Origin of the sequence: Cupriavidus basilensis, assembly GCF_029335485.1 — a bacterium.
GTDB classification, from domain to species: domain Bacteria; phylum Pseudomonadota; class Gammaproteobacteria; order Burkholderiales; family Burkholderiaceae; genus Cupriavidus; species Cupriavidus basilensis_E.
This window is the reverse complement of the sequence record NZ_JARJLM010000312.1, coordinates 1-23,622: the sequence shown is the minus strand read 5'-3', so window position 1 is coordinate 23,622 and position 23,622 is coordinate 1. Positions and strand designations below refer to the sequence as shown.

Sequence of the window (23,622 nt, the reverse complement as noted above, 5' to 3'; positions counted from 1 at the left end):
TCTCGCCGCACCATGAAACCCGACGCCTCCCTCGATCCCGACCTGCTGCCCGCCATGGCCGCCTTCGTCCGCGTGGCGCGCCTGGGCAGCTTCACCGCCGCCGCCGCAGCGCTGGCGGTGAGCCCGTCGGCCATCTCCCAGACCATCCGCCAGCTGGAGCAACGCCTGGGCGTGCGCCTGCTGCAGCGGACCACGCGCCGCGTCGGGCTGTCCGAGGCCGGCGCCGCGCTGCTGGCGCGCGTGGAGCCCGCGCTGGCCGAGATCGGCGCCGCCGCCGACGACACCCGCCAGCAGCGCGACATGCCGGCCGGCACGCTGCGCATCACCACGTCCTACTCGGCGGCGGCGGCCGCGCTGCAGCCGGTGCTGGTCGATTTCATGCGCGCCTATCCGTCGATCTGCGTCGACGTCACCACCGACGACCGCTTCGTCGACCTGATCGCCGAGGGCTTCGATGCGGGCCTGCGCCTGGGCGAGTCGCTGCAGCGCGATATGGTGGCGATCCCCGTCACCGGCCCGATGCGCATGGTGGTGGCGGGCACGCCGGACTACTTTGCGCGGCACGGCAAGCCAACGCAGCCGCGCGACCTGCATGCGCATGCCTGCCTGCACTATCGCTTCGGCCCCACGGGCAAGGTCTACCGCTGGGAGTTCGTGCATGCCGCGCGCCAGTTCACCGTGGATACCGGCGTCGCCCTGATCGCCAACGACAAAGCATTGCTGCACCAGGCCGCTATCGCCGGGCTCGGGCTGATCTATGAGTTCGAGACGCATCTGCGCGCGGCGCTCGCCTCGGGCCAGCTGGTGACGGTGCTGGACGCGTGGTCGCCGCCCTTCGACGGCTTCCATCTGTACTACCCCGGCCGCCTGCTGATGCCGCCCAAGCTGCGCGTATTCGTCGATTTCCTCAAGGCACGCGCGCCGCTCGCCGGCACGCCAGCCTAGCCGCGCGGCGCAGCTGTCCGCGCCACCGCGCCGCGCACTTCGATGCCGATGCGGTCCACCACCTTTCCGCCCGCATCCAGCAGCTCCACCTGGTGCCGGCCCGGCCAGGGCAGCCACGCCACCTGCCCGCCGCGCCCGAGCGGCTTGCCATCGATGCGCCAGCGCACGCGCTGCGCGGTCTGTCCGCTCACGCCCTCGGCATGGAACCACACGCGCTGCGCCGCCGGCGGGATATCGGGATCGAGCGCGAACACGGTGCCGTCGGCGGGACTGGCGATGGAAAACGCGCCGGCTTGCGTGCCGGCCCGCGCGGCAGCGCGCGCGCTGTCCGCGCTGGCCACGTTGACCACGCGCATCGCGGTGCCGGCAAGGAACACTTCCTCGCGCGCCGGTTCCAGATCGTTGGCAAAACGCAAAGGCACGCGCTCCACCCCGGCGGGCATGGCGGGCGCCAGGCTCGGCACTGTGCGGTGCAATGCCTCCATGACTTCGTGCCATACGGGCGCCGCGCCGGAGACGCCGGACACCTCGTGCATGCTCGCGCCGCTGGCATTGCCCACCCACACGCCCACCGTGTAGCGCTGCGACCAGCCCACGCACCAGTTGTCGCGCATGTCCTTGGAAGTGCCGGTCTTGACCGCGCTCCAGAAGCGCGTGGTGAGCGGGCTGTCGAGACCAAAGGTGCGCGCTCGCGCGTGGCGGTCGGATAGCACGTCGGCAATCAGGTAGCTCGCGGCGGGCGACATGACCGCGCGCGCCGGCACCGCCGGCGCATCCACGCGCAGCCGCACCGGCGCGTAACGCCCGCCGTTGGCGAACGCGCGATACGCATTGGCGAGCGCCAGCAGCGGCACATCGGCGCTGCCCAGCGCCAGGCTGTAGCCGTAGTAGTCCCCGGCCTGCGCCAGCGGCAGCCCGAGCGCGGTGAGGCGTTGGTGAAAGCGATGGGGCGTCACCATCACCAGCGTGCGCACCGCGGGCACATTCAGCGACGACGCCAGCGCCGCGCGCATGCTGACCCAGCCCGCGTATTGCCGGTCGTAGTTCTGCGGCACGTAGAGCCCGCCACCGCCGCCCGTGGGCAGGTTGACCGGCCGGTCATCGAGCAGCGAGGCCGTGGTCAGCCGCCGCGCCTCCAGCGCCTGCTCATAGAGAAACGGCTTGAGCGTGGAGCCGGCCTGGCGCGGCGCCGCCGCATGATCCACCTGCGCGGCGGCGGACAGCGCGCCCGACGAGCCCACATAAGCCAGCACATCGCCGCTGGCGTTGTCGATCACCACCACCGCGCCGTCCTCCACATTGCGCCCGGCGAGCTCGCGCAGGTGCCGGTCCAGGCTGGCCGCGGCGGTACGCTGCAGGCCGGCATCGAGGGTGGATGCGATGGCCGGCGGCACCGTGCCGGCCGCACGGGCCTGCGCGACCAGCATGCGTGCCAGATGCGGGGCCAGGTTCGGCGCCAGGCTTGACGCTTGCGCGGACGACATGGATGCGCTGCCGCCACCGCGCAGCAAGGCAAGCTGCGCAAAACCATCCAGGCCTTCGCATGCCTTCGGCGCTTGCTGTTCGCGCAGGATGCCGCAGGCGCGCTGAGCCACCTGCTGCGCGCCTGCGTTGGGCGCACGTACCAGCGCCACCGCGAGCGCTGCCTCGCGTGCGTCGAGACCACTGGGGTATTTGCCGAACAGCGCCTGCGACAGCGCGGACAATCCCACCAGCTCGCCGCGAAACGGCACCAGGTTGAGATAGGCTTCGAGGATCTGGTCCTTGCTCCAGCCGCGCTCGAGCGCGGCGGCGCGCACCGCCTGGGCCATCTTCTGGCTCACGCTGCGCCCGCCGCCGGCGCGCCGCAGGTCGTCGTCCAGCAGGCCTGCGAGCTGCATGGTGAGCGTGGAAGCACCACGCGTGCGGGTGTTCCACAGGTTGGCCCAGGCCGCCGCGGCCACGCCCTGCCAGTCCACGCCGCTGTGGGCGTAGAAGCGCCGGTCCTCGGACAGCACGATTGCCGTGCGCACCGCCGGCGAGATCTCTGCCAGCGTGACCCAGTCGCCGCGACGCGCACGGAAATCGTCGCGCACGCGGGACAGCGGATCGCCGTGGCGGTCGAGCACCACCACGTCGGCACTGCGCCAGCCTGCACGCACGCTGTCGAACGACGGCAGCGCATGCGCGCAGGCACTCGCCGCCCAGAGCGACAGGAAAGCGGCACGCACGGCACGCGGGCACCGTCTCATTGGTCGGGCCTGGCCACCACGCCAGCCACCAGCAGCACCTGCGCCGCGGCATAGGTCCACCAGATGCCGAGCGCGAAGCTATCGAAGGGCACCAGGAAGCGCGCGCTGCCAAGCAGCGCGTCGGAAACCGCAAAGGACAGCGCGCCGATCGCCGCCAGCGGCGTAGGCAGCCTGGCCAACAGCGCGGCGCAGGCCATTGCCGCCAGCGCCAGCACGTAGATCGAGACCGGCACCGACAGCGCGCCCAGGTTGGGCCAGAAGCGCCCGAGCATGACACCGGCCGCGCCCACCACCACGCCGCAGCCGACCAGGCGATGTGGGCGGCAGTCGCCTGCCATCGGCACGAACAGGCCAAGGTAGGCGAAGTGCGCCAGCAGGAACGCCCCTAGCCCACCGATGAAGGAGAAGGACAGCCAAGGCAGCGCCAGCAGGAAATCGCCCAGCGCGGAGAACAGCAGCGCGGCCATCAGCCAGTACCGCTCGCGGCGCGCCGGATGGAAGCGCGCCGCACGCGCCAGCAGCAGGGCCATCGCGGTCTTCCACAACGGCTGGAAGGCGATCTGCCCGTTAAGCGGCGCGCCGGGCGCCGAATCCATCGCGACCATGACCAGCAGGCCGCCGTAAACCAGGCCGGCCAGGGAACCGGCCAGCCACCACTCGCGCACCCGCGCGGGCATCATCATTGCAAGCCAGCTCAAGGGCGTGCTCCTACGGTCAGTCTGGCATTGGGCAGTGCGCCGAAGACGTCCGGCGCGTACATCGCCTCCACCCGCGTAGGCGGCAGGGCGAACTCGCCGGCGTTGTTCAGGCGCACGGTGTATTCCACCGTGGCGCTGCCGCGCGGCATGTAAGCGTAATACTCGCGGAATGCCTGCTGCGTGCGCTCGGTGAAAGCGGGCCATGCACCTTTGCGCTGCTCCCCGCGCGTGGCGATTTCCGAATCGCGGCCGAGACCGCTGCCGAGGATGGTGGCGCCGGCAGGCACCGGATCGCTCACCACCACCCACGTCATGTCGGCCTGCGCATCGATCTGCAGCTTCACGCGATAACTGTCGCCGCGCGACCATTTGCCGGGCACCGCCTGCTCCAGCGCGCTCACGCTGCGCGTGATGCGATAGCCCGCCGAGAGCGGCGCGGCCAGCGGCACCGCCGCCAGCGCCCGCACCGTGGCCCAGGGTTTGCCGGCGCCTTCATGGTCGGCGCGCAGGCTGGCGGCAGCACCCGCGCGCGGCCACGGCAGGCTCACGCTGCCGCCGGCCACGCCATCGACCTTGGCTGCGCGCGCCCAGTCGAAGCCGCGCGCAGCCTCGGGCACGCCCTCCAGCGTCACGCGCGTCGCGCCCGCCACCGGGGTTTTCTCGAAGGCCTGCGCAAAGCGCGCGACCGCCAGCGCGCCCCAGGCGTTGGCCGTGGTGGTGCCCCACGCGCCGCGCATCTGGCGGCCAAGCAGTCCGGTGGCAAGCTGTGCGCTTTCGTCTTTCCAGCCCGGCAGGTCGAGCGACAGCGACAGCAGGCGCGCGGCGTTGAGATCGCCGCCGCTCATCAGCCACCACCAGTTGTCGTCGCGCTCGGTGGAGAACGCCAGCCGCGTGCCCTGCACCGTCAGCCGCGCGCGCAGTATCTGCTGCGCCTGCGCCAGCCGCTCGTCGCGCTGCGGGATATCCTGCACGCGCGACAGCAAGGCGATCCAGTCGAGCAGCGCCGAGGTAGGCCATTGCGCCGGCAGGATCTGGATCGAGCCGAGCATGCGCGCCTGCGCGTGCCCGCTGCGCGAGAGCGCTTCGAGCGCGGCCAGCTTGCGCACTTCCAGGTCTTGCGTGGGCGCCCAACGGTTGCGCTTGATGCGGCCTTCGACGAAGGCGGCCAGCCCGCGTTCCATGCTCGCGCGCGCTTCGTCGGGCAGGCGCAGCGGCAGGCCCGCGCGCACGGCCTCGTCGGACAAGGCCAGCAGGTAGGCGGTCAGCACTTCGCTGCCGCTCTCCGCATCGTTCTGCAGCGGGAAGTACGAAGCCAGCCCATCCTTGTCGAGATAGCCGGGCAGTTGCGCCGTCAGCGCATTCCACTGCGCCGCGTCGCCCAGCCCCACCGCGCGCGAGGCACGCTGCTCCAGGCACGAGAACGGATAGTTGCGGAACCACTCGCGCACGCCCGGCATGCCCCCTGCCAGCGAAGCCTGCAGGTTGACCTGCAGGCCGCCGCGCGTCTGCCCCACGGCATCGGTGAGCGCGCCCTGGGGGGCACGCACCGGCACCGACAGGTTCGGCGCCAGTTGCGCCAGCGTGGCCTGCTGGACGGTGAGCGGCACCGCCGCCACCAGTTGCTGCGAAAGCCTGATGCGGTCGCTTGCGCCAGGCGCGGCGCCGGTGCCGCCGCTCGCCCTGGCGGCTTCGGCCGCTTCCACCTCCCATTGCACCGCGCCATCCTGCACCGTGGATCCGGCCGGCAGCAGGGGCGCGCTCACGTCCCAGCCGAGCTCGCGCGATTCGCCGGCGGGAATTTCCACCGTCTGCGCCGGCAACGCCTGCGGCTGTGTCCCCTGCCCCGGCGGCGTCGCGCGCGCCACGGCCCGCACCGTCATCGCGCGCTGGGTGGTATTGCGCAAGGAGAACATGGCCCGGTAACGGTCCTCCTCGCGCACCAGCGGCGGCAGGCCCGAGATCAGCTGCAGGTCCTGCGTGGCGACGATGGTGGCGCTGCCGTTGCCGAATCGGCCCACGCCCAGGTCGGCCACGGCGACGACGCGAAAGCGCGTCAGCGCATCGTTGAGCGGCACCGTCAGCGTGGCCCGCCCCTCGCCGTCGAGCTGCACGCGCGGGTTCCACAGCAGCAGGGTATCGAACAGCTCGCGCGTCGGGCTCTTGCCGCCGCCGCCGCCTGCTGCCACCGCCTTGCGTCCGTAGTGGCGCCGTCCGATGATTTCCATCTGGGCCGTGGCGGTTTCCACGCCATAGCTGCGCCGCCGCAGCATCGCGTCAAGGAGGTCCCAGCTGGTATTGGGCATCAGCTCCAGCAGCGCCTCGTCCACCGCTGCCAGCGCGACTTCCCCGTTGGCGGCGGGCTTGCCGTCGGGCAGCTTCACCTGCACCGTCACCTGCGCCTTGCCGCGCACCGGGTAGCTGGGCTTGTCGGGTGTCACCTTCACATCGAGCCGGTAGCCTTCGTTGCCGACGCGGATCTCCGCCAGCCCGAGGCGGAAGGCGGGCTTGGACAGATCCACCAGCGCGCTGGGCGCGGCGTACTCGCGGCCCTCGCTGCGGAACGCCTGCCACCACTCGCCCGGCTGGCGCCAGCCCCAGGTGAAGAAGGAATACCACGGGACTTCGCGCAAACGTCCGCGCAAGGCCAGCACCGAGACGTAGACATTGGGCCCCCACTCCGGCCTGACCTTGACCCGCACGGTGGGATCGCGCCCGTTGAGTTCCACCACGCTGGTTTCCAGCACGCCCTCGCGCTCCACCGCCACCAGCGCGGTGGCATGGCGGAACGGCATGCGCACCTGGAACACCGCGGTCTCGCCCGGGGCATACGCCTTCTTCTCCGGCAACAGGTCGATGCGGTCATTGTTCTCGCCGCCGAACCAGAGTTCTCCCTGGCGCGTCACCCACACCGTGGTACCCGCTTGCGAAACCCGCCCGGTGTTGTCCCTGGCTTGCGCCACCAGCTCCACCTGCCCCGCTTCGGCCAGCGACACTTCGCATTGCATGCGGCCCTGCGCATCGGTATGGCCCTCGCACACGCTGCCCAGATCCTTGCTCTGGCTGCGATTGTCGTAGCGATAGAAACCGCCCACCACGCGCTTGCGCACCGAGGTGGTGGTGCGCAACTGGGCGCGCACGGCGATCGGCACATTGGCCTGCGGCCGGCCCTGCGGATCGAGCGCCAGCCCGTGCACCACGAGCTTCTGCTTGACCGACACCCAGCTCTCGGTACGGATGCCGGCGACCACGCCCGCCGGCCACAGCGGCACGGTCTGGCGCAGCGTCTGGATCTCGCCGTTGGGGTCCGCAAAGCCGGACTCCACCACCAGGTCCTTGGGCGCATCCAGCCTCGGCATGTTCTTGAGCGTCAGCGTGCCGCCGCCGTTCTTGTCCAGCTTGAGCGGCAGCTTGTCCGCAACCAGCTTCTGCGCCTCGTCGCGGGCGGGGGCGCCCTCCTCGCTCTCGTCCTCGTCGCCGCTGCTATCCTTGCCGGGCGCGCGCGGCGGCGTGAAGGAATAGCCGTCGTAATCCGCGAAGCGCACGAACTTGTCGCGCAGCAGCGCCGACACCTGCACCGGCAGGCCTGCCGCGCCGCCACCCGACACGTAATGCACTTCGAGATTGAGCGGCACCTCGCCCGGGGCCACCAGCGCGCCACCGCTGCCGGCCTTCAGCGTACCCGCCAGCACCGGCAGGCGAAAAGCCTCGACGCGGAAACTGCCGCTATCGAACACGCGCTCCTTCGCATCGCTGAGCGACACCGAGTAGACGCCAAGCCTGGCCGCTGGCGGAATCGCGAAACTGCTCTCCGCGCTGCGCCCTCCGGTGGCGGTGGTGCGCCACTGCACCGGTTGCTCGTAGGTCTGGCCGCTGCCTTCGTGGCGGATGACCAGCTTCTCCGGCAAGGGCTCGCCGGCCGCCGGCAGCGCGAAGCCGTGCGCGGACTCGGTGCGGATCAGGTGTTTCATCGACACCGTCTCGCCGACACGCAGCAGGCTGCGGTCGAAGATGGTGTGCACGCGCACGTCGGGCACCGCGCTGGTGTCGGTGGGCGCATTGAAGCGCCAGCTCTCGATGCCCTGGTTCCAGCCGGACATGACGAAGGCCATGTCGGCCTGGCCGCGCGCCTGCGGATGGTCGGCCGCGATGCGCGCGGAAACGAAATAGCCGGACAGGCCGTTGTCGTCGCAATTGCGCTCGCGCGCATCGTCCAGGCCGCCGAAACTGGCCAGCCCGGCGGCGTCGGTGCGTCCCGAGGCCAGCAGCTTGCCGCTGCAATCGCGCAGCGCCACCGCGGCATTGGCCACCGGCTTGCCATCGTCGAGCGTGGTGACCCAGGCCAGCGCGCTCAGCTTGCCGGGCCCGCGCCCGAGCTTGAAATGCACGCCGAGATTGGTCACCAGCGCGGCGGTGCGCACATACATGGGCGCGGCCTTGCCGAGCAGCGCCGCGCCGAGCATCGGCGAAGCGATCTCCACCACATGGAAGCCCGCTTCGGGCAAGGGAATGCCCACCACCTCGAAGGGGCGCGGCGCCTTGCCGTCCGGCTCCGACAGTTGCGGGACGGCGAGCTTGCGCACGCCAGCCACGCCATCCAGCAGGGAAACCGTGCGGGTCTCGATGGCGGGCGCGTTGCGCGGGTTGCTGACCGCCGATGGCGAGCGGCCCGCAAGAATGGCATCGAGTTCGCCCCGGGTCCAGCTGTTCTCATGCAGGCGCCGCACCAGTCCGTACCAGCGCAGCACCGCGCCATCGTCGTCCACCTTGAGCCGGCGTACCGTACCGGCCTGCGCCCGCACGCCTTGCGCGGGCAGGTCGGCCTCGACATTGCGCAGCGTCACCGGCAGCAGCGCGGGATAGTCGGCCGGCGACTTGCCCTTGGGCAGTTCGCCAAAGCGCTCGAGCACGCCGAACGGCGCAGCGGAGAATTTGGCCAGCGGCGGCATCGCCGCGGTACTGAGCTTGAGCGGAAACAGGTCGGCATTGGACAAGGCGCGGCCGCTGTCGTCCTTCAGCCCCGCGGGCACCGACAGCGTGAATTCGGTCTTCTCCTCGAACGGCGGTGCGAAAGTGACACTGCTGACCGGCGCATCGCGCCCGGCGCCAGGCTCGAACCGCGGCGCACGCGGCCCCTTTGGGGTGTTGAGCAGGATATGCTCGGCATCCCTGCGCGAGATCGGTGCCGAGAACGACAGCGAGAGCGGACGCAACGGCGTGCAGGGCGACTGCGCACGCTCGCGCTCGCAGGTGAAGCTGGCGGTGAAAGGCTCGCGCACGGTGTAGTCGAAGCGCCGTTCGTCGCGCGTGGCCACGCCGGAGGGGGTGGCGATGCCGCTGCCCAGCACCAGCTGCATGCGCGCGCCGGAAGGCAGGCGCTGCTGGCAGGCCAGCAGGTGCACGGTGTCGGCCTCGCCGGCCTTGAGCTTCCAGTGCAGCGCGCCCAGCACGGCGTCGCGTTCCTTGCCGCCCAGCAGGCGCACCGGGATGCGCTCGCCCAGGCCCTGCGCCTGGCACCACGCCGCGGCGCGCACGGAGTCGGCGCTGGCCGGGCCATTGAAGCGCAGCGCGAAGACCTGGTCTTCCTCGATCTCGCCACCGCCGGGACGCGCCGAGACCACCGTGGGGCCACCGGTCTCGAAGCGGTATTCCGGCTTGCCGGCATAGGCTTTGCCCGCCTCGCTCTTCAGGCCGGCGACGATGCGCACCGCGCATTTGACGCCGGGCGGCAGGTCACGCGCAAAATCGAACGCCCAGTTCTTCGCATCGATCCAGCGCGCCTGGCCATCGATCGCCGTGCCGCTGCAGGACACCGTGGCGGGCGGACTCGCCTGCAGATCGCCAAGCGGCACCATCGCCTCGTCGAACCGGATCGCCACCTGCCGCACGCGCGAGACCTCGCCCTCCGGCGAGAGGCGGACGATCTGCGCCGCCCGGGCCAGGCCCGGCAGCGCCATCGCCGCTGTCACCACCGCAGCAAGCAACGCCGGCAGACAGGCCGCTGCGGCCCACCGGCGCCCACGGCTTTCCCCATTCCCACGATTGCTGCTAGCACTACCTTTCGCACGCTGGTCAATCCGAGCGACGATCTGCGTCATCCTGCTCCCTCCGGTCTGTGGCATCCGGCGAGGGTGACATGGGCGCATGTCAAGCGCAAGCCCGCCCACCGGGCAGACGCGTGCCCGCTATCGCAAATGCGACAGCGGCAGGGGTCCGTCGCGCTTGAGCGCGGTCAGCACGATATTGGAACGCACGCTCTCCACGCCCGGCACGCGCATCAGCTTCTTCATGGTGAATTCAGCCAGCGTGGGCAGGTCGGCCACCATGATGCGCAGCAGGTAGTCGGCCTCGCCCGCCACCGAATAGCATTCCTGCACTTCCTCCAGCAACAGGATATCTTCGCGGAAGCGTTCCACGATGGTGTCGCCATGGTGGGCCAGCTTGACGCTGGTGAAGACCAGCACGCCGAGCCCGAGCGCCGGCGGCGACAGCACCACGCGATAGCCGGTGATGACGCCGTCGGCTTCCAGCCGCGCCAGCCGCCGGCCGATCTGGCTGGGAGACAGATGGATGCGCTCGGCCAGTTGCTGGTGGGTGGAGCGGCCGTCGGTCTGCAAGGCCGCCAGCAGCGCGAGGTCGAATGGGTCGAGATTGAGCATGGTCGGGTCGCCTTGGATCTGTGCTTGTCCTGTTCTTGTCATGCATGGGCGGCCGCCGTTTGCCACCGGCAGCGCACCCTCGCGTGTTTTCCGCAAACAATATCAAATTTCTGCGCGTTATGCGCATTGCATGACGAATGCAAGCCGTTTTTGCGGGCCATCTGCGTCACCTCCTAGCTAAACTGTGCGGTAAATCTGCAGGAGATAAAGCATGGACGCAACGGCTACCGCCCCCCGTCAGGCAGGCAACGCCCAGGCAAGCTTTGCCGGCACGCTGACCGACAAGCTCAAGGAACAATTCGACGCCGGACTCTTGTCCGGCCAGGATCTGCGCGCCGATTTCACCATCGAGCAGCCGCTGGAACGCTATACCGAGACCGACCACGCAGTGTGGCGCAAGCTGTACGAGCGCCAGGCCTCGATGCTGCGCGGCCGCGTCTGCAACGAATTCCTGCAGGGCCTGTCCACGCTCGGGATGGACAAGGAGCGCGTGCCCAGCTTCGCCCAGCTCAACGAAACCCTGATGCGCGCCACCGGCTGGCAGGTGGTGGCGGTGCCCGGCCTGGTGCCGGACGCGGTGTTCTTCGAGCACCTGGCCAACCGGCGCTTTCCCGCCAGCTGGTGGATGCGCAAGCCCGAGCAGCTCGACTACCTGCAGGAGCCGGACTGCTTCCACGACGTATTCGGCCACGTGCCCCTGCTGATCAACCCGGTCTTTGCCAACTATATGGAAGCCTACGGCAAAGGCGGGCTCAAGGCTGCCTCGCTGGGCGCGCTCGACATGCTGGCGCGGCTGTACTGGTACACCGTGGAGTTCGGCCTGATCCGCACGCCGGAAGGCCTGCGCATCTACGGCGCGGGCATCCTGTCGAGCCAGGGCGAATCGGTCTACAGCCTGGATTCGGCCAGCCCCAACCGCATCGGCTTCGATGTGCGGCGCATCATGCGCACGCGCTACCGCATCGACACCTTCCAGAAAACCTACTTCGTGATCGACAGCTTCGACCAGCTGTTCGACGCCACCCGCCCCGATTTCGCGCCGCTCTATGACGAACTGCGCGCACAGCCCACGCTGGGCGCGGGCGACGTGGCCGCCGCCGACCTGGTGCTCAATCGCGGCAACCGCGAAGGCTGGGCCGACAGCGACGACGTCTGATCCCGAACCCGGGCCCCGTCCCGGCCGCCTCGCGCGCCACCGGCGGGCGGGCGCCGGCGCGCAAGCTTTGTGAAACAATGGCGGCATGCCCGCTCCGGCCCCCGCGGCGCCCTGGCCGCACCGGCGCCGAAGGCTGGACGGGCGGGCCGGCCTCCCTCCTTGTCTCTTACCATTTCAACCATCGAGCCCATCATGTCCCCTGCGCCCCTCGTCCCCCTTTCCGCTGAAGAACGTGCGCCGCTGCTGGCGGCCCTGCCCGGCTGGGAAGCCGTCGCAGACCGCGACGCCATCCACAAGCGCTTCACCTTCGCCGACTTCAACGCCGCCTTCGCCTTCATGGCGCGCGTGGCGCTTGCCGCGGAAAAAGCCGATCACCACCCCGAGTGGTTCAACGTCTACAACCGGGTCGACATCACCCTGTCCACCCATGACGCCAACGGCCTGACCCGGCGCGATATCGACCTGGCCGGCTTTATCGAGCGCGCAGCCGCTTCGCTGGCCAAGGCCTGAGTGCACCATCGGGCGCACGGCAGGCGCCCTGCCTACGAGTTGTATGCAACTGAAGGCAAGGCGAAAGCACGGAGGGAGTCCTGGGCTGTACAATCAGTGGCTGACCGTTTGTCACTTTCCTGTTCCCTTTCCAGCTTTCCTCCCTGCTCCCATGCGTATCCTTCTGATCGAGGACGACCGCCAGATTGCCAGTGGCGTCGAAGCCGGCTTATCCCAGGCCGGCCATCAGGTGCGCGTGGTGCACGACGGCGTCTACGCCACCGAGCACCTGCTGCGCGAACAGCATGACCTGGTGATCCTCGACCTGGGCCTGCCCGGCATCGACGGCATGACTCTGCTGGCGCGCTACCGCGCCCGCAACCGCACCACGCCGGTCATCATCCTCACCGCGCGCGACGAGCTCGAAGACAAGCTCTCCGGCCTGAACGCCGGCGCCGACGATTACCTGGTCAAGCCCTTCGCCCTGCCCGAGCTGGAAGCGCGGGTGCGCGTCCTGCTGCGGCGCAGCCAGCACGGCGAGGCCGCGCCCGAGCGCGATGTGCGCCTGGGCCGGCTGCGCCTGTCGGGCAACGATCGCCGCATGTTTATCGACGGCAAGCCGCTGGAACTCTCGCCGCGCGAATTCGCCGTGCTGGAGCTGCTGCTGCAGCGCCAGGGCCGCGTGGTCAGCAAGGCGCAGCTGCAGGACCACCTCGCCACCTTCGCGCATCCCGCCGGCGAAGGCGGCGACACGGTCGGCGACACCGCCATCGAGGTCTATGTGCACCGCGTGCGCAAGAAGCTGGAAGAAAGCGACGTGGAGATCGTCACCGTGCGCGGCTTCGGTTACCTGCTGCAGATCCGCGCCGGCACCTGACCCCGCGCATCCGGCAAGCCCGCCATGTGGCTGCGTTCACGTCCTCCCCAACCCCGCAAGGCTCTGACCGGCGCAGCCGGCGGCGCGCCCGCCACGGCCGCTGCCGCGGCGCAGACCGCCGCGCAACCGCCGCGCGCCGCTTCCACGCAAAGCCTGCGCGTGCATCTGCTGCGTGCGCTCGCCACGCCGCTGTTCGCGCTGGTGCTGACCAGCGGCTCGCTGTCCTACTGGCTAGCCGCCCACTACACCACCCAGGTATTCGACCGCGCCCTGTACGGCGTGGCCAACAATATCGCCCAGCAGATCCGCATCGCCGGCCCGCGGCTCGAGCAGGACATCCCGATGATCGCCCAGACGCTGGTCGAGGCCGAAGGCACCGACCGCATCTACTGGCGCATCCATGGCCCGGACGGACTGATCGGCGGCATGGATACGTGGCTGGGCTACGGCACCGGGCAGACCTCGCTGCATGACGCGCGGTTGTTCTACGCCTGGTTCAGCGGACGCCAGGTGCGCGCGGTGCGCCTGCCGGTCAACCTGCCCAGCCCGGCTTCGGACGAACTGGCCACCAGCGAGGCCGGGCGCACCCCGCGCGGGCCCATCGTGATCGAGGTGGCCGAGCTGCTGGACCGGCGCGAGACCGCCGCCAACGAGATCCTGCTGTCGGTATCGGTGCCGCTGATCCTGCTGCTGGTGGTCGGCAGCCTGATTCTGTCGCACGTGCTCAAGGAGGAGCTGGTGCCGCTGCAGATCCTGACCGACAAGCTCAACCGCCAGACCGCGCGCTCGCTGGCACCGCTCGACGAAACGCAGGTGCCGGCCGAAGTGGAGCCGCTGATCCGCGCGCTCAATGCGCTGCTGGCCAGGCTGCGCGACGCGCTCGACGCGCAGCGCAAGTTCATTGCCGACGCCGCGCACCAGTTGCGCACGCCCCTCACCGCGGTCAAGCTGCACGCCGACCGTGCTGTGCTGTCCGACGATCCCGCGGTGACAGACCACGCGCTGCGCGAGCTGCAATCGGCGGCCGACCGCGCTGTGCGACTGTCCAACCAGCTGCTGTCGCTGGCGCGCGCCGAGCCGGGACTATCGCTGGAGCGGCTCGGGCCCATCGAGCATTTCGACCTGGCCACGCTGGCCTTCGAGACCGGCGCCGAGTGGGTGCCCCAGGCGCTGGCGCGCCAGATCGACCTGGGCTTCGAGACCCTGCCCGGCCCCACCTTCACCGGGGCCGCGCCGTCGGTGATACGCGGCAACCGCCTGTTGCTGCGCGAGGCGCTCAGCAACCTGATCGACAATGCGGTGAAATATGTGCCGGCCGGCGGGCACATCACGGTGCGTGCCGGCGGCGAGGCGCTCGGCCACCGCGGCATGGCGGTGGTGATGGTGGAAGATAACGGGCCGGGTATCCCCGTTGCGCGTCGCGAAGAAGTCTTCAAGCGCTTCTTCCGTGGCGACCAGGCACCGGGCCCCAATGCGCAGACGCCTGCCGGCGCGGGCCTTGGTCTGGCCATCGTGCACGAAATCATCGGCCTGCATCACGGCACCATCCGTATCGAGGATGTGCCGCCCTCCGGGCCGGAGGGCGAGACACGCGGGATGCGGTTCGTGATCCGCATCCCGTGCGAGGCGGCAGGCACCGCCTGAAGCCAGGCGGGGACCCTGGATCCGCGCTACCCCGCGAGGTCTTACCTGCCCTTCTTTTCCTTCGGCGCCAGCATGGTCCCGCGGCAATGCGGGCTGCCGCAGCGGCACTCGAATTCCTTCTTGAGCTTCTTGGTGTAGCGCGCGTCGATCACCAGCCCGTAGTCGTAGAACAGTTCCTCGCCGCCGGCGATATCGCGCAGCGCGTGGATGAACACGCGCCCCTTCTTCTCGCGCGCCTCGCAATTGGGGTCGCAGGCATGGTTGATCCAGCGCGCGCGGTTGCCGCCGAACTTGGCGTCGATCACGTCGCCGTCTTCCAGGCTGAAATAGAAGGTATGGTTGGGATCGGCGGGATCGTGCGGATGGCGCTTGAGCGCCTCTTTCCACGAAATATGCTCGCCCTTGTATTCGATGATGCGCTCGCCTTCGGCAATCGGGGCGATGGCATAGACGCCTTTGCCGTGCACGCCCGAACGGCGCACCTCGACACGGTCGGAAGCGGTCTTGCGCTTGCCGTCCTTCTTGCCCTTGGCGCGCTTCTCCGGCTCCGCCTTCTCCGCCATTCCGGCGTTCCCGCTCCCAGCGCCAGTGACGTCCTTCACATTCTTCGCTTCCCCGCTGTCCTGCTTCGCTTCCTCTCGCTTCACCTGTTCCGCCATATGCCACCCCGTATTGATCCGCTGGCCCGCCACCCCGCGTGGCTGCGCGCTGGCGATGATACCTGCCCACTTTGCCGCCGGCATCCCCTTGCCTGGCAAATTTCCGTATACGCGCAGCGCCCGGGTAGTTCACGCGCCGTCGCCAGACACGTATACGGGCGCACGTATACGACGCCAGGAAAGCGCCGTGCCTGCCGCGTATACCGCCGCCGGACCCGCGCCCGATGTGGATAACCCAGCCCGCTTCTGTGGATAAGGACACGCGATTCATGTGGGCTGCCTGGGGTTGGCATGGGGACGCATCAGGCATAACTCGGAGGGTTGTTTCCGGCACCGTCGCCGACAAGGGCTAGTCATCCACGGCGGCCAACACCGGGTCCCACCACTTACACGCTCTGCAACACGTTGATTTATAAGGAATTAATCCAGTTATCCACAGAAAAGCACGCCGTTTACCTACTACTACTATCTGTATACATGAAAGAAAGAAGTAAACCGAAGGACTGCGTCCTGCTATCGGCAAGTCATCCCGGGGAAAGAAAATAAACGGCCGTAAACCTGCCGCCAGGCAAGATTTTTTTACTCCTGGGATTTGTCGGCTGTTCGCAAGCAAGCGAACGCGCCAATGCGCCGGCAAGAATCCAGGGTTTCGACGTATACGCACCACGGCTTGGCGGTGCCTGCGGTATACGTCCCGCCCGTATACGCCACTGCAAGGATCCATGTTTGCCTCTGCGCACCGCTCGGCGTATACGCCGCAAACAAGGCATGCATCCCGCGAATACCCGGCAAACAGATCCGCGCCGGGCATCGCGGCCAATGCACAATAGTTCATGTGACGTTTAAAGGCGCTCAACGGGTCGTGGCTGCGCTACGCCGCGTATACGCCGCTGCAAGGGCGGAAAGGCAAACGCGGCGCGCATAGCGGCTGACAACACGCAGGCAAGGCATGTAGACCAAAAGGGACGGATTCCGGTGGTCATGGAAGACTTGGGGCGCAGCGGCACGTTGTCTGCCCCCGGTCCTGCCGCTCGGCCGGCAATACCTCTGAGAACGGCCAGGAAGCCCCTGGAGCCGTTTTTCATGGCGGGATGTCCCATGGCACACCCCGAGCCGTTCGATCGCCAGAGGGGCATCCAGGCGCCCGCAGAGGTGTCCGATGGCTCTCAGAATCCCGGCAAAGCCCCAGCCGGCGCGGGCTGGCGGGCGGGCGCTGTAACAATCTGTTCCAAGCCAGCGCGGCCCGACACGGTATGATGTGGCCCGCGGCGCCTTTGCCGACGCCGGTGCCCAGCGTGCCGGCCCAGCCAGGCGTCCTTGTTTTATCAACTCGACACGGAGTGAAGCATGACGAAAACCGAACTGATCGACGCCATCGCGGCCGGCGTGGACGGCCTGACCAAGGCTAAGGCAGAACAAGCGCTGAACGTGACGCTGGGCGCCATCATGGACGCCGTGGCCAAGGGCGACACCCTGAGCCTGATCGGCTTTGGCACGTTCAGCCAGGGCGAGCGCGGCGAGCGCATGGCGCGCAACCCGCGTACCGGCGAAGAAATCAAGGTCGAAGCCGCCAAGACCGTCAAGTTCAAGGCTGGCCAGAAGTTCAAGGACGCAGTGAACCAGTAAGTCTCGCGGGCGGCCCCGCGCCAGCCCCGCCGGATCAACCCCGCCGTGCCGCCGCCAGTCGCCAGATGGCGCAGGTGAGCGCCAGGCGGGGGGCGTTATCCACAATGCCGGCCCCCCGGTTATCCTGTCCCCCCGCGGTATATGCAGTACCCCCCGCAAGCCCGGTAAGATAGTGCCCTATCGGCGCCTTCCCTCAGTAAATACAAGGGTCCAGGGCGTCCTGCCCAGTGGGTCTCTCATGCATCCTCGATCGCCGTCAGGCAGATTTCCACAGCTTTATTCACAACGTTTCCCACAAAATTTTCCACAGGCGCGCCTGCTTGGCCTGAGCCTGCTGACGGCCCTCGCGCTGCTCTCGGGCTGCACCACGCCATCGCCGCCGGCACGGCCGCAGGCCACCCCCTTGCCCGACAGCGAACGGCCGGTAACGACACCCGGCGCCACGCCGCGCCAGCGCATTGTCGAGATCGCCTGGCAGGAGTGGCAGCGCTGGGGTGGCCAGACCGTGCGCCTGGGCCGTGACGACACCGCCTGCGTGACCGACAGCCCCCTGCCGCCGCCGGTCCTGCCGGGCATGCCCGTGGCGGATACCGAGGCCGCCGGCAACATCGAGCCCGCCGATTCGACCGACCGCGCAGCCGACAGCCAGGACGACACCGGCAGCGAGACCAATTGCCTGCGGTTCCCGGATGGCACCGGCATGGAGGCCACCCCGCAAGGCTGCAAGCTGGCCCAGCGCTACTGGGGCATCGTCGGCAAGCCGGTCAGCTGCCGCCAGATCACCCAGGGCAACTGGGCCTGGTCCGCGGTCTTCATTTCCTGGGTGATGCGCAAGGCTGGCCTGGACGACCGCCAGTTCCTGACCGGCGATTCGCACTCCATGTACGTGGTGGACGCGCGCGACGGCATCCTGCCGGCGCCGGCCTTCCGTATCGAACCGGTGCCCGCCATGCCGCGCCCGGGCGATGTCATCTGCGCCGCGCGCGGGCGCGACAAGTACCTCGTCAGCCCGGACGAGATCGGTTTCGGGACCACACCCATGCATTGCGACATCGTGGTCGAGGTGGATCCCGCGGCGCGCCTGGTGAAGGCCATTGGCGGCAATGTCCAGCAATCGGTCTCGATGGAGCTGATCGAACTGGGAGACTCCGGCATGATCGACGGCGTAACCAACTCGCATATGCCGTGGCTGCTGATCATGCGCAACACCTTGCCTTAGCGGCATTGCGGAACCAGCGGCCCCGGCGATAACCCCGGCTTGACCCGTCCCGTAAAATCATTAACATGGTAATAAATCGGGCCGCCACCGCGGCTAGCGGTTCCCGCGCGGCCCGATCCCACCCGAACAGCACCGCAAACGCGCGCGCACCGGCGCCGCGCCAAACGCAGAGGAGACCTGCATGGCTGTCGCAAACTGTCACCCGGCGGAATGGGAGGCGCGCGTCAAGCTAGCCGCCTGCTACCGCATCTTCGACCGGCTGGGCTGGACCGAGCTGATCTACAACCACATCACGCTGCGCCTGCCGCCCGAGGCTGGCGGCGGCTCGCCGCATTTCCTGATCAATCCCTTCGGCCTGCGCTATGCGGAGGTCACCGCTTCCAACCTGGTGAAGATCGACCTGGCCGGCGAGGTGGTCGGCGAGAGCCGCTGGCCCGTCAATCCGGCCGGCTTCGTGGTGCATGCGGCCATCCACGCCGGTATCCCGGGCGCGCATTGCGTGATGCATACCCACACCACGGCCGGCATGGCGGTGGCCTGCTCGGCGCAGGGTTTGTCGATGAGCAACTTCTATGCGGCCCAGCTATTCGACAAAGTGGCCTACCATCCTTTCGAAGGCATCACCGTGCACGGCGACGAAGGGCCCCGCCTGGTGCGCAATATCGGCGACAAGCCCGCCGTGATCCTGCGCAACCACGGTCTGCTGGCCTGGGGCGACAGCATCGCCCGCACCTTTTCCACGCTCTGGCTGCTCAACCGCGCCTGCGAGATCCAGCTGGCCACGCTGTCCATGGGTGCCGCGCTGCCGGTGCCCGAGGAGATCCAGCGCAAGTGCACGCGCGACTCGCTGCAGTTCAATCCCAAGTTCGGCGCGGGCGAGGACGTGTTCGCGGCACTGACCCGGGAAATCGACGGAATCGATGTTTCGTATCGGGATTAATCATGCTTGATTCTTCGCGTAAATATATTTGGGTTCCCCCGCAACCTCAGGCAAGGCAGCCATGACTTCTCTTTGCATCGTCGGCGCAGGCGCCGTCGGCGGCTTTATCGGCGCGAGGCTGGCCCGTTCCGGCCAGGCGCCCAACGTGCTCGCGCGCGGCCAGACCCTGTCCACCCTGCGCGAGCAGGGCCTGACACTGATAGAGGGCGGGCGCACCGAGACCTTCCGGGTCCGCGCGGAAAGCGATCCCGCGGCCCTGGGCGTGCAGGATGTGGTGATCCTGGCGGTCAAGGCGCCGGCATTGCCGCCGCTGGCGCAAACCATCGGGCCGCTGATCGGCCCCGAAACGGTGGTGGTGACCGCGATGAACGGCGTGCCATGGTGGTTTTTCGAGCGGCCGGGCCCGCACGCGGGGCTATCGCTGCAGACCGTGGATCCGGAGGGCGCTATCGCGCTGGCCATCCCGGCCGGGCAGGTCATCGGCTGCGTGGTGCACCTGACCGCCTCCACGCCCGCACCGGCCACGGTGCGGCACGGGTTTGGCGCGCGCCTGATCCTGGGCGCGGCGGGCGGTGCGGCGGGCAAGGCGGCCGGCAAAGTGGAGGCGGTGGCCAGCCTGCTGGAGAGCGGTGGCCTGGAAGTCGAGCGCAGCGCCGCGATCCAGCAGGAAATCTGGTTCAAGCTGTGGGGCAATATGACGATGAACCCGGTCTCGGTACTGACCGGCGCCACCTGCGACCGCATCCTTGACGATCCCCTGGTCAACCGCTTCTGCCTGGCGGTGATGGCGGAAGCCGGCCATATCGGCGCCGCCATCGGCTGCCCGATCGCCCAAAGCGGTGAAGAGCGCAGCCAGGTGACGCGCAAGCTGGGGGCCTTCAAGACTTCGATGCTGCAGGATGCGGAGGCCGGGCGCCCGCTGGAGATCGACGCGCTGGTGGCGTCGGTGCGGGAAATTGGCCAGCATGTCGGTATCGCCACGCCGAATATCGACGCGCTGCTTGGCCTGGTAAGGCTGCATGCGCAGGTACGTGGGCTTTACTGAGGTGGTAGGGACGGGCTGAAGGCGGTATCCGGGGGTGCCTGGTTTTATTCTTGCTATCGATCAAGATCGTTTTGAGCTTGCTTGATGGATAGATGGAATGAATTAAAGATGGGTGATCTCATCAACCGACATGACCAGGTCCGCAGAGCACATGCTATGCAAACCGCTATAAATATTTGCCAGATAAATTTTACTTGATATTTATAGGTAAATTAATTCATCTGATTGATGATGTGCAGCTGACGGATCTGGGTCTGCGCAGGTGGTCTCCCCTCTCCCACTTGTGGGAGAGGGAGTGACAGCCTTGTTCAGTGCCCAGGTTGCTCTTCCGCTTCCTAACGCTGCAGCACCGCCCCGGCCCGCCGGCGCCCGGCCCAGATGCCTTCCATCGCGTAGATGGCCAGCGATAGCCAGATCAACGCGAAGCCTGCCTGCTTGCTGGCCGGAAACGGTTCGTTCCATAGCCACACGCCCAGCAGTAGCTGCAGCGTCGGGCCGGTGTATTGCAGCAGCCCGAGCAAGGAAAGCGGCAGGCGGCGCGCACCCGCGGCGAACAGCAGCAAGGGCACAGCGGTGACCGGGCCGGCCAGCAAGGCCAGCACCTGCACGCCGCCGCTGGCGCGGCTGAAGTCGGCCTGGCCGGTCGCGAACAGGTAAACCAGGGCGCTCGCCGCCAGCGGGAACAGCAGCATGGTCTCGAGCGACAGGCCTTCAAGCGCGCCCAGCGTCGCGGTCTTGCGCAGCAGCCCATAGCCGCCGAAGGTGCCGGCCAGCGCCAGCGCGATCCACGGCAGCTGGCCGGCAGCCACGGTCAGCCAGATCACCCCCGCCGCCGCCAGGGCGATCGAGGCCCACTGGCCGGGGCGCAGCCGCTCGTGCAGGAAGAGCACGCCCAGCAGCACATTGAACAGCGGATTGATGAAATATCCCAGGCTCGCATCCACCACCCGTCCGTTCGAGACCGACCAGATGTAGAGGAACCAGTTGCCGCTCAGCAGCAGCGCGCTGGCGGCAAAGCCCGCCAGCAGGCGCGGGTTGGACCCGACCCCGCGCAGCCAGCCCCAGTGCCGCCGCCAGGTGAGCACCAGGCCCAGGAACACCAGCGACCACACCATCCGGTGCAGCAGGATCTCCATCGGCGCGATGCCGTGCAGGGATTTGATATAGAGCGGCAGCAAGCCCCAGATGATGTAAGCGAGCAGCGCGTAGATGATGCCGGTTTGCATATGAAGTCCCAAGGAATCGGGCGATTCTACCGGCGTAAAAAAGCCCGTGCTGGGCACGGGCTTGCGGCCGCGGTACGCCGCCTCGGGATCGGCGGCGCCGCGGACCCGGCGCGAACGGGGCAAAGCGGTAACGGCCCGCCTGCCCCGGCGCCGCGCTTACAGCTTGCGCGCGAAGCTGAACTGCGAGAACGCCTGCTCGGCCACGTTGAACCACGCGGCCTCGTTGTTGCGGAACACGCGCCAGTCGTCGTAGATTTTCTTGAACGACGGATTCTTGGCGGTTTCCTCGGCGTAGGCGTCCTGGGTGGCCTTGAAGCAGGCTTCCATGATCTCCTTGGAGAACGGACGCAGCTTCACGCCGTTTTCCAGCAGGCGGGCCAGCGCTTGCGGATTCACCGCATCGTACTTGGCCATCATGGTGGTGTGGACTTCGATGGTCGCCGTTTCCAGTGCGCGTTTGTACAGCGCTGGCAGCTTTTCGTACTCGGTGGCCGACGAGTAGAAGGACAGCTGCGCGCTGCCTTCCCACCAGCCCGGGTAATAGTAGTACGGGGCAACCTTGTAGAAGCCGAGCTTCTCGTCATCGTAGGGGCCAACCCATTCCGCCGCGTCGATGGTGCCTTTCTCCAGCGCGGGGTAGATGTCGCCGCCGGCGATCTGCTGGGGCACCACGCCCAGGCGCGCCAGCACCACGCCGGCAAAACCGGCGATACGGTACTTCAGGCCCTGCAGGTCGGCGACCGTCTTGATTTCCTTGCGGAACCAGCCGCCCATCTGCGCATTGGTGTTGCCGCCCAGGAAATTGACGACGTTGTATTCCTTGAAGAACTCGCGCATCAGCTTCATGCCGTTGCCCTGCAACATCCAGGCGTTCTGCTGGCGCGCGGTCAGGCCGAAGGGGATGGTGGTGTCGAAGCACAGCGTCGGGTTCTTGCCGAAGTAGTAGTAGCCGGCGGTATGGCCGATCTGCACGGTGTTGTTCTGCACCGCGTCCAGCACCTGCAGTCCCGGCACGATTTCGCCGGCGGCGAAGACCTTGATGTTGAACTTGCCGTCGGTCAGTTCCTTGACCCGGGCCGACAGCAGTTCGGCACCGCCGTAGATGGTGTCGAGCGACTTCGGGAAGCTGGAAGCCAGGCGCCATTCCACGGCCGGGTTGCTGCCGATCACGGCCGGTGCGCTGGCACCGGCGGCGGCGGGCGCCGCGGCCTTTTCTTCCTTGCCGCACGCAGCCAGCGCCCCGGTGGCGGCCACGGCCGATGCCTTCAACAGAAAGGAACGACGTTCCATACCTTCTCCTCGTTATCGATTTTTAGCGCGGCATCAGGATCAGGCGCGCTCACGTCATGCGTGGGCATCCGGTTCCGTGCCGTGACGCGCAGGAAGCCGGGGTACGGCGGCCGCGCAACAATGAGCCTGTTACGAAGGCATGCCATACGGCGTGTCATACAGCGCGGCGTATGCTGGCATGCTTTCATAACAGGCTCGGGGGCCGGTCCGTACCCGTCGGACTGGCCAGACGATTATAGCGGTGGCCCTTTCGTCACGGGGGGTCGTGAAAGTCCGGGTTTTCGCTAGGAAAAAGGGGGTTCTCGGGGGTTTTCCCTTCACCTGATTCCTGGCGGCAAGCTCGTCCGAGCAGGCTGCCGGCGAGAGAAGCGCGGCTTTCCATATGGTGAGAAGGACGCACTGTTGCGGATTTTGTAACCCTGCTTGCTGTCCAATCGGGCGACTGTTAAAAAATCACGCCGTACTGGTCCTGTCCTATGTTGTTTGCTGTTTTGCCCGCTGCCGGCCGTCCGCCTGCATTCCATTCCCGGTGCCTGGCCATTGCCGTGCTGGCCGCCTGGGGATGGAATGCGTGCGCGCAGACAGCAGACGCGCAGGACCTTGCCGCATTTGGCATCCAGGCCGCCCCCGCGCCCCAGGCCGCAGCCGATCCGCTGGCGGCCCTGATTGCAAGCGAGCAGTCGGGCAGCGCGGCATCGAGCGGCGCAAGCGGTGATCGCACGGGTGGAACCGTGCCCGCTACCGCTGGAGAGCCTGCCGCCGCGCCCGGCGGCGGCAGTGCCGCGGATACCGCCAGTCCCGTTGCCGCCGCCCCGGCGGGGCCTGGCACCCAGCAAGAAGCAAAGCCAGGCGATGCCGCTGGCTCGACGCTGCCGGCGCCGCCCCCGCCAGCTACCTGGGCAAATGCCGGCTTGAGCGACG

16 protein-coding genes and 1 pseudogene are annotated in these 23,622 nt (G+C 68.2%); 10 read left to right on the top strand and 7 right to left on the bottom strand.

The genetic code is table 11. The annotated features are described in order from the left end of the window. Positions 1–12 precede the first annotated feature (12 nt). A complete protein-coding gene (locus tag P3W85_RS18240; protein ID WP_276265823.1) occupies positions 13–945 on the top strand; it encodes a LysR family transcriptional regulator in 933 nt (310 codons plus the stop codon). Here the strand turns inward: P3W85_RS18240 and pbpC are convergent. From pbpC to P3W85_RS18220, 4 genes are all read right to left on the bottom strand, one after another. Then, positions 942–3,176 carry a penicillin-binding protein 1C gene (gene pbpC, locus P3W85_RS18235; protein ID WP_276265822.1) on the bottom strand — a complete coding sequence of 745 codons (2,235 nt, stop codon included), beginning with the start codon at positions 3,174–3,176 and terminating at the stop codon, positions 942–944. The genes P3W85_RS18240 and pbpC overlap by 4 nt on opposite strands. Continuing rightward, entirely contained in the window at positions 3,173–3,874 is a 702-nt protein-coding gene (locus tag P3W85_RS18230; RefSeq protein WP_017224339.1) for a lysoplasmalogenase, read from the bottom strand. Before P3W85_RS18230 ends, pbpC begins: the two co-directional genes overlap by 4 nt. After that, the gene (locus P3W85_RS18225) at positions 3,871–9,828 is read right to left on the bottom strand and encodes an MG2 domain-containing protein (RefSeq protein ID WP_276265821.1); all 5,958 of its coding nucleotides are present in this window, start codon (positions 9,826–9,828) and stop codon (positions 3,871–3,873) included. Before P3W85_RS18225 ends, P3W85_RS18230 begins: the two co-directional genes overlap by 4 nt. A gap of 228 nt (positions 9,829–10,056) precedes the next feature. Continuing rightward, complete coding sequence (locus P3W85_RS18220; protein WP_017224496.1) at positions 10,057–10,530, bottom strand: Lrp/AsnC family transcriptional regulator; 474 nt, start codon at positions 10,528–10,530, stop codon at positions 10,057–10,059. Positions 10,531–10,741: 211 nt separating this feature from the next. Between P3W85_RS18220 and phhA the strand changes: the two genes are divergently transcribed. The 4 genes from phhA (at position 10,742) to P3W85_RS18200 (ending at position 14,696) form a co-directional block, all read left to right on the top strand. Next, positions 10,742–11,686: a phenylalanine 4-monooxygenase gene (phhA, locus tag P3W85_RS18215; RefSeq protein ID WP_276265820.1), complete on the top strand. Its 945-nt coding sequence runs from the start codon at positions 10,742–10,744 to the stop codon at positions 11,684–11,686. A 192-nt stretch (positions 11,687–11,878) separates the two neighbouring features. Next, on the top strand, positions 11,879–12,196 hold the full coding sequence (locus P3W85_RS18210) for a 4a-hydroxytetrahydrobiopterin dehydratase (RefSeq protein ID WP_017225857.1): 318 nt from the start codon (positions 11,879–11,881) through the stop codon (positions 12,194–12,196). Positions 12,197–12,347: 151 nt separating this feature from the next. Next, positions 12,348–13,052: a response regulator transcription factor gene (locus P3W85_RS18205; protein ID WP_035865653.1), complete on the top strand. Its 705-nt coding sequence runs from the start codon at positions 12,348–12,350 to the stop codon at positions 13,050–13,052. Positions 13,053–13,076: 24 nt separating this feature from the next. Continuing rightward, complete coding sequence (locus P3W85_RS18200; protein ID WP_276265819.1) at positions 13,077–14,696, top strand: sensor histidine kinase; 1,620 nt, start codon at positions 13,077–13,079, stop codon at positions 14,694–14,696. Between the two features lie 41 nt (positions 14,697–14,737). Here P3W85_RS18200 and P3W85_RS18195 read toward each other — a convergent pair whose 3' ends face one another. Then, the gene (locus P3W85_RS18195) at positions 14,738–15,259 is read right to left on the bottom strand and encodes an SET domain-containing protein (RefSeq protein WP_035811915.1); all 522 of its coding nucleotides are present in this window, start codon (positions 15,257–15,259) and stop codon (positions 14,738–14,740) included. 1,443 nt (positions 15,260–16,702) lie between these two features. Here P3W85_RS18195 and P3W85_RS18190 point away from each other — a divergent pair. The 4 genes from P3W85_RS18190 (at position 16,703) to P3W85_RS18175 (ending at position 20,185) form a co-directional block, all read left to right on the top strand. Then, positions 16,703–16,981, top strand: a complete 279-nt coding sequence (locus P3W85_RS18190) for an HU family DNA-binding protein (RefSeq protein WP_017227089.1) — start codon at positions 16,703–16,705, stop codon at positions 16,979–16,981. Between the two features lie 238 nt (positions 16,982–17,219). Continuing rightward, positions 17,220–18,200: a DUF2272 domain-containing protein gene (locus P3W85_RS18185; protein ID WP_276265818.1), complete on the top strand. Its 981-nt coding sequence runs from the start codon at positions 17,220–17,222 to the stop codon at positions 18,198–18,200. A 181-nt stretch (positions 18,201–18,381) separates the two neighbouring features. Next, complete coding sequence (locus P3W85_RS18180) at positions 18,382–19,140, top strand: class II aldolase/adducin family protein (protein ID WP_276265817.1); 759 nt, start codon at positions 18,382–18,384, stop codon at positions 19,138–19,140. A 61-nt stretch (positions 19,141–19,201) separates the two neighbouring features. Then, on the top strand, positions 19,202–20,185 hold the full coding sequence (locus P3W85_RS18175) for a 2-dehydropantoate 2-reductase (protein ID WP_276265816.1): 984 nt from the start codon (positions 19,202–19,204) through the stop codon (positions 20,183–20,185). A gap of 335 nt (positions 20,186–20,520) precedes the next feature. Here P3W85_RS18175 and rarD read toward each other — a convergent pair whose 3' ends face one another. Both rarD and P3W85_RS18165 read right to left on the bottom strand, forming a co-directional pair. Further along, positions 20,521–21,411 carry an EamA family transporter RarD gene (rarD, locus tag P3W85_RS18170; RefSeq protein ID WP_276265815.1) on the bottom strand — a complete coding sequence of 297 codons (891 nt, stop codon included), beginning with the start codon at positions 21,409–21,411 and terminating at the stop codon, positions 20,521–20,523. Between the two features lie 156 nt (positions 21,412–21,567). After that, positions 21,568–22,701: a TRAP transporter substrate-binding protein gene (locus P3W85_RS18165; protein ID WP_017230718.1), complete on the bottom strand. Its 1,134-nt coding sequence runs from the start codon at positions 22,699–22,701 to the stop codon at positions 21,568–21,570. A 545-nt stretch (positions 22,702–23,246) separates the two neighbouring features. Here P3W85_RS18165 and P3W85_RS18160 point away from each other — a divergent pair. Then, positions 23,247–23,622 (top strand): annotated as a pseudogene (locus P3W85_RS18160) (hypothetical protein); the annotation flags it as partial.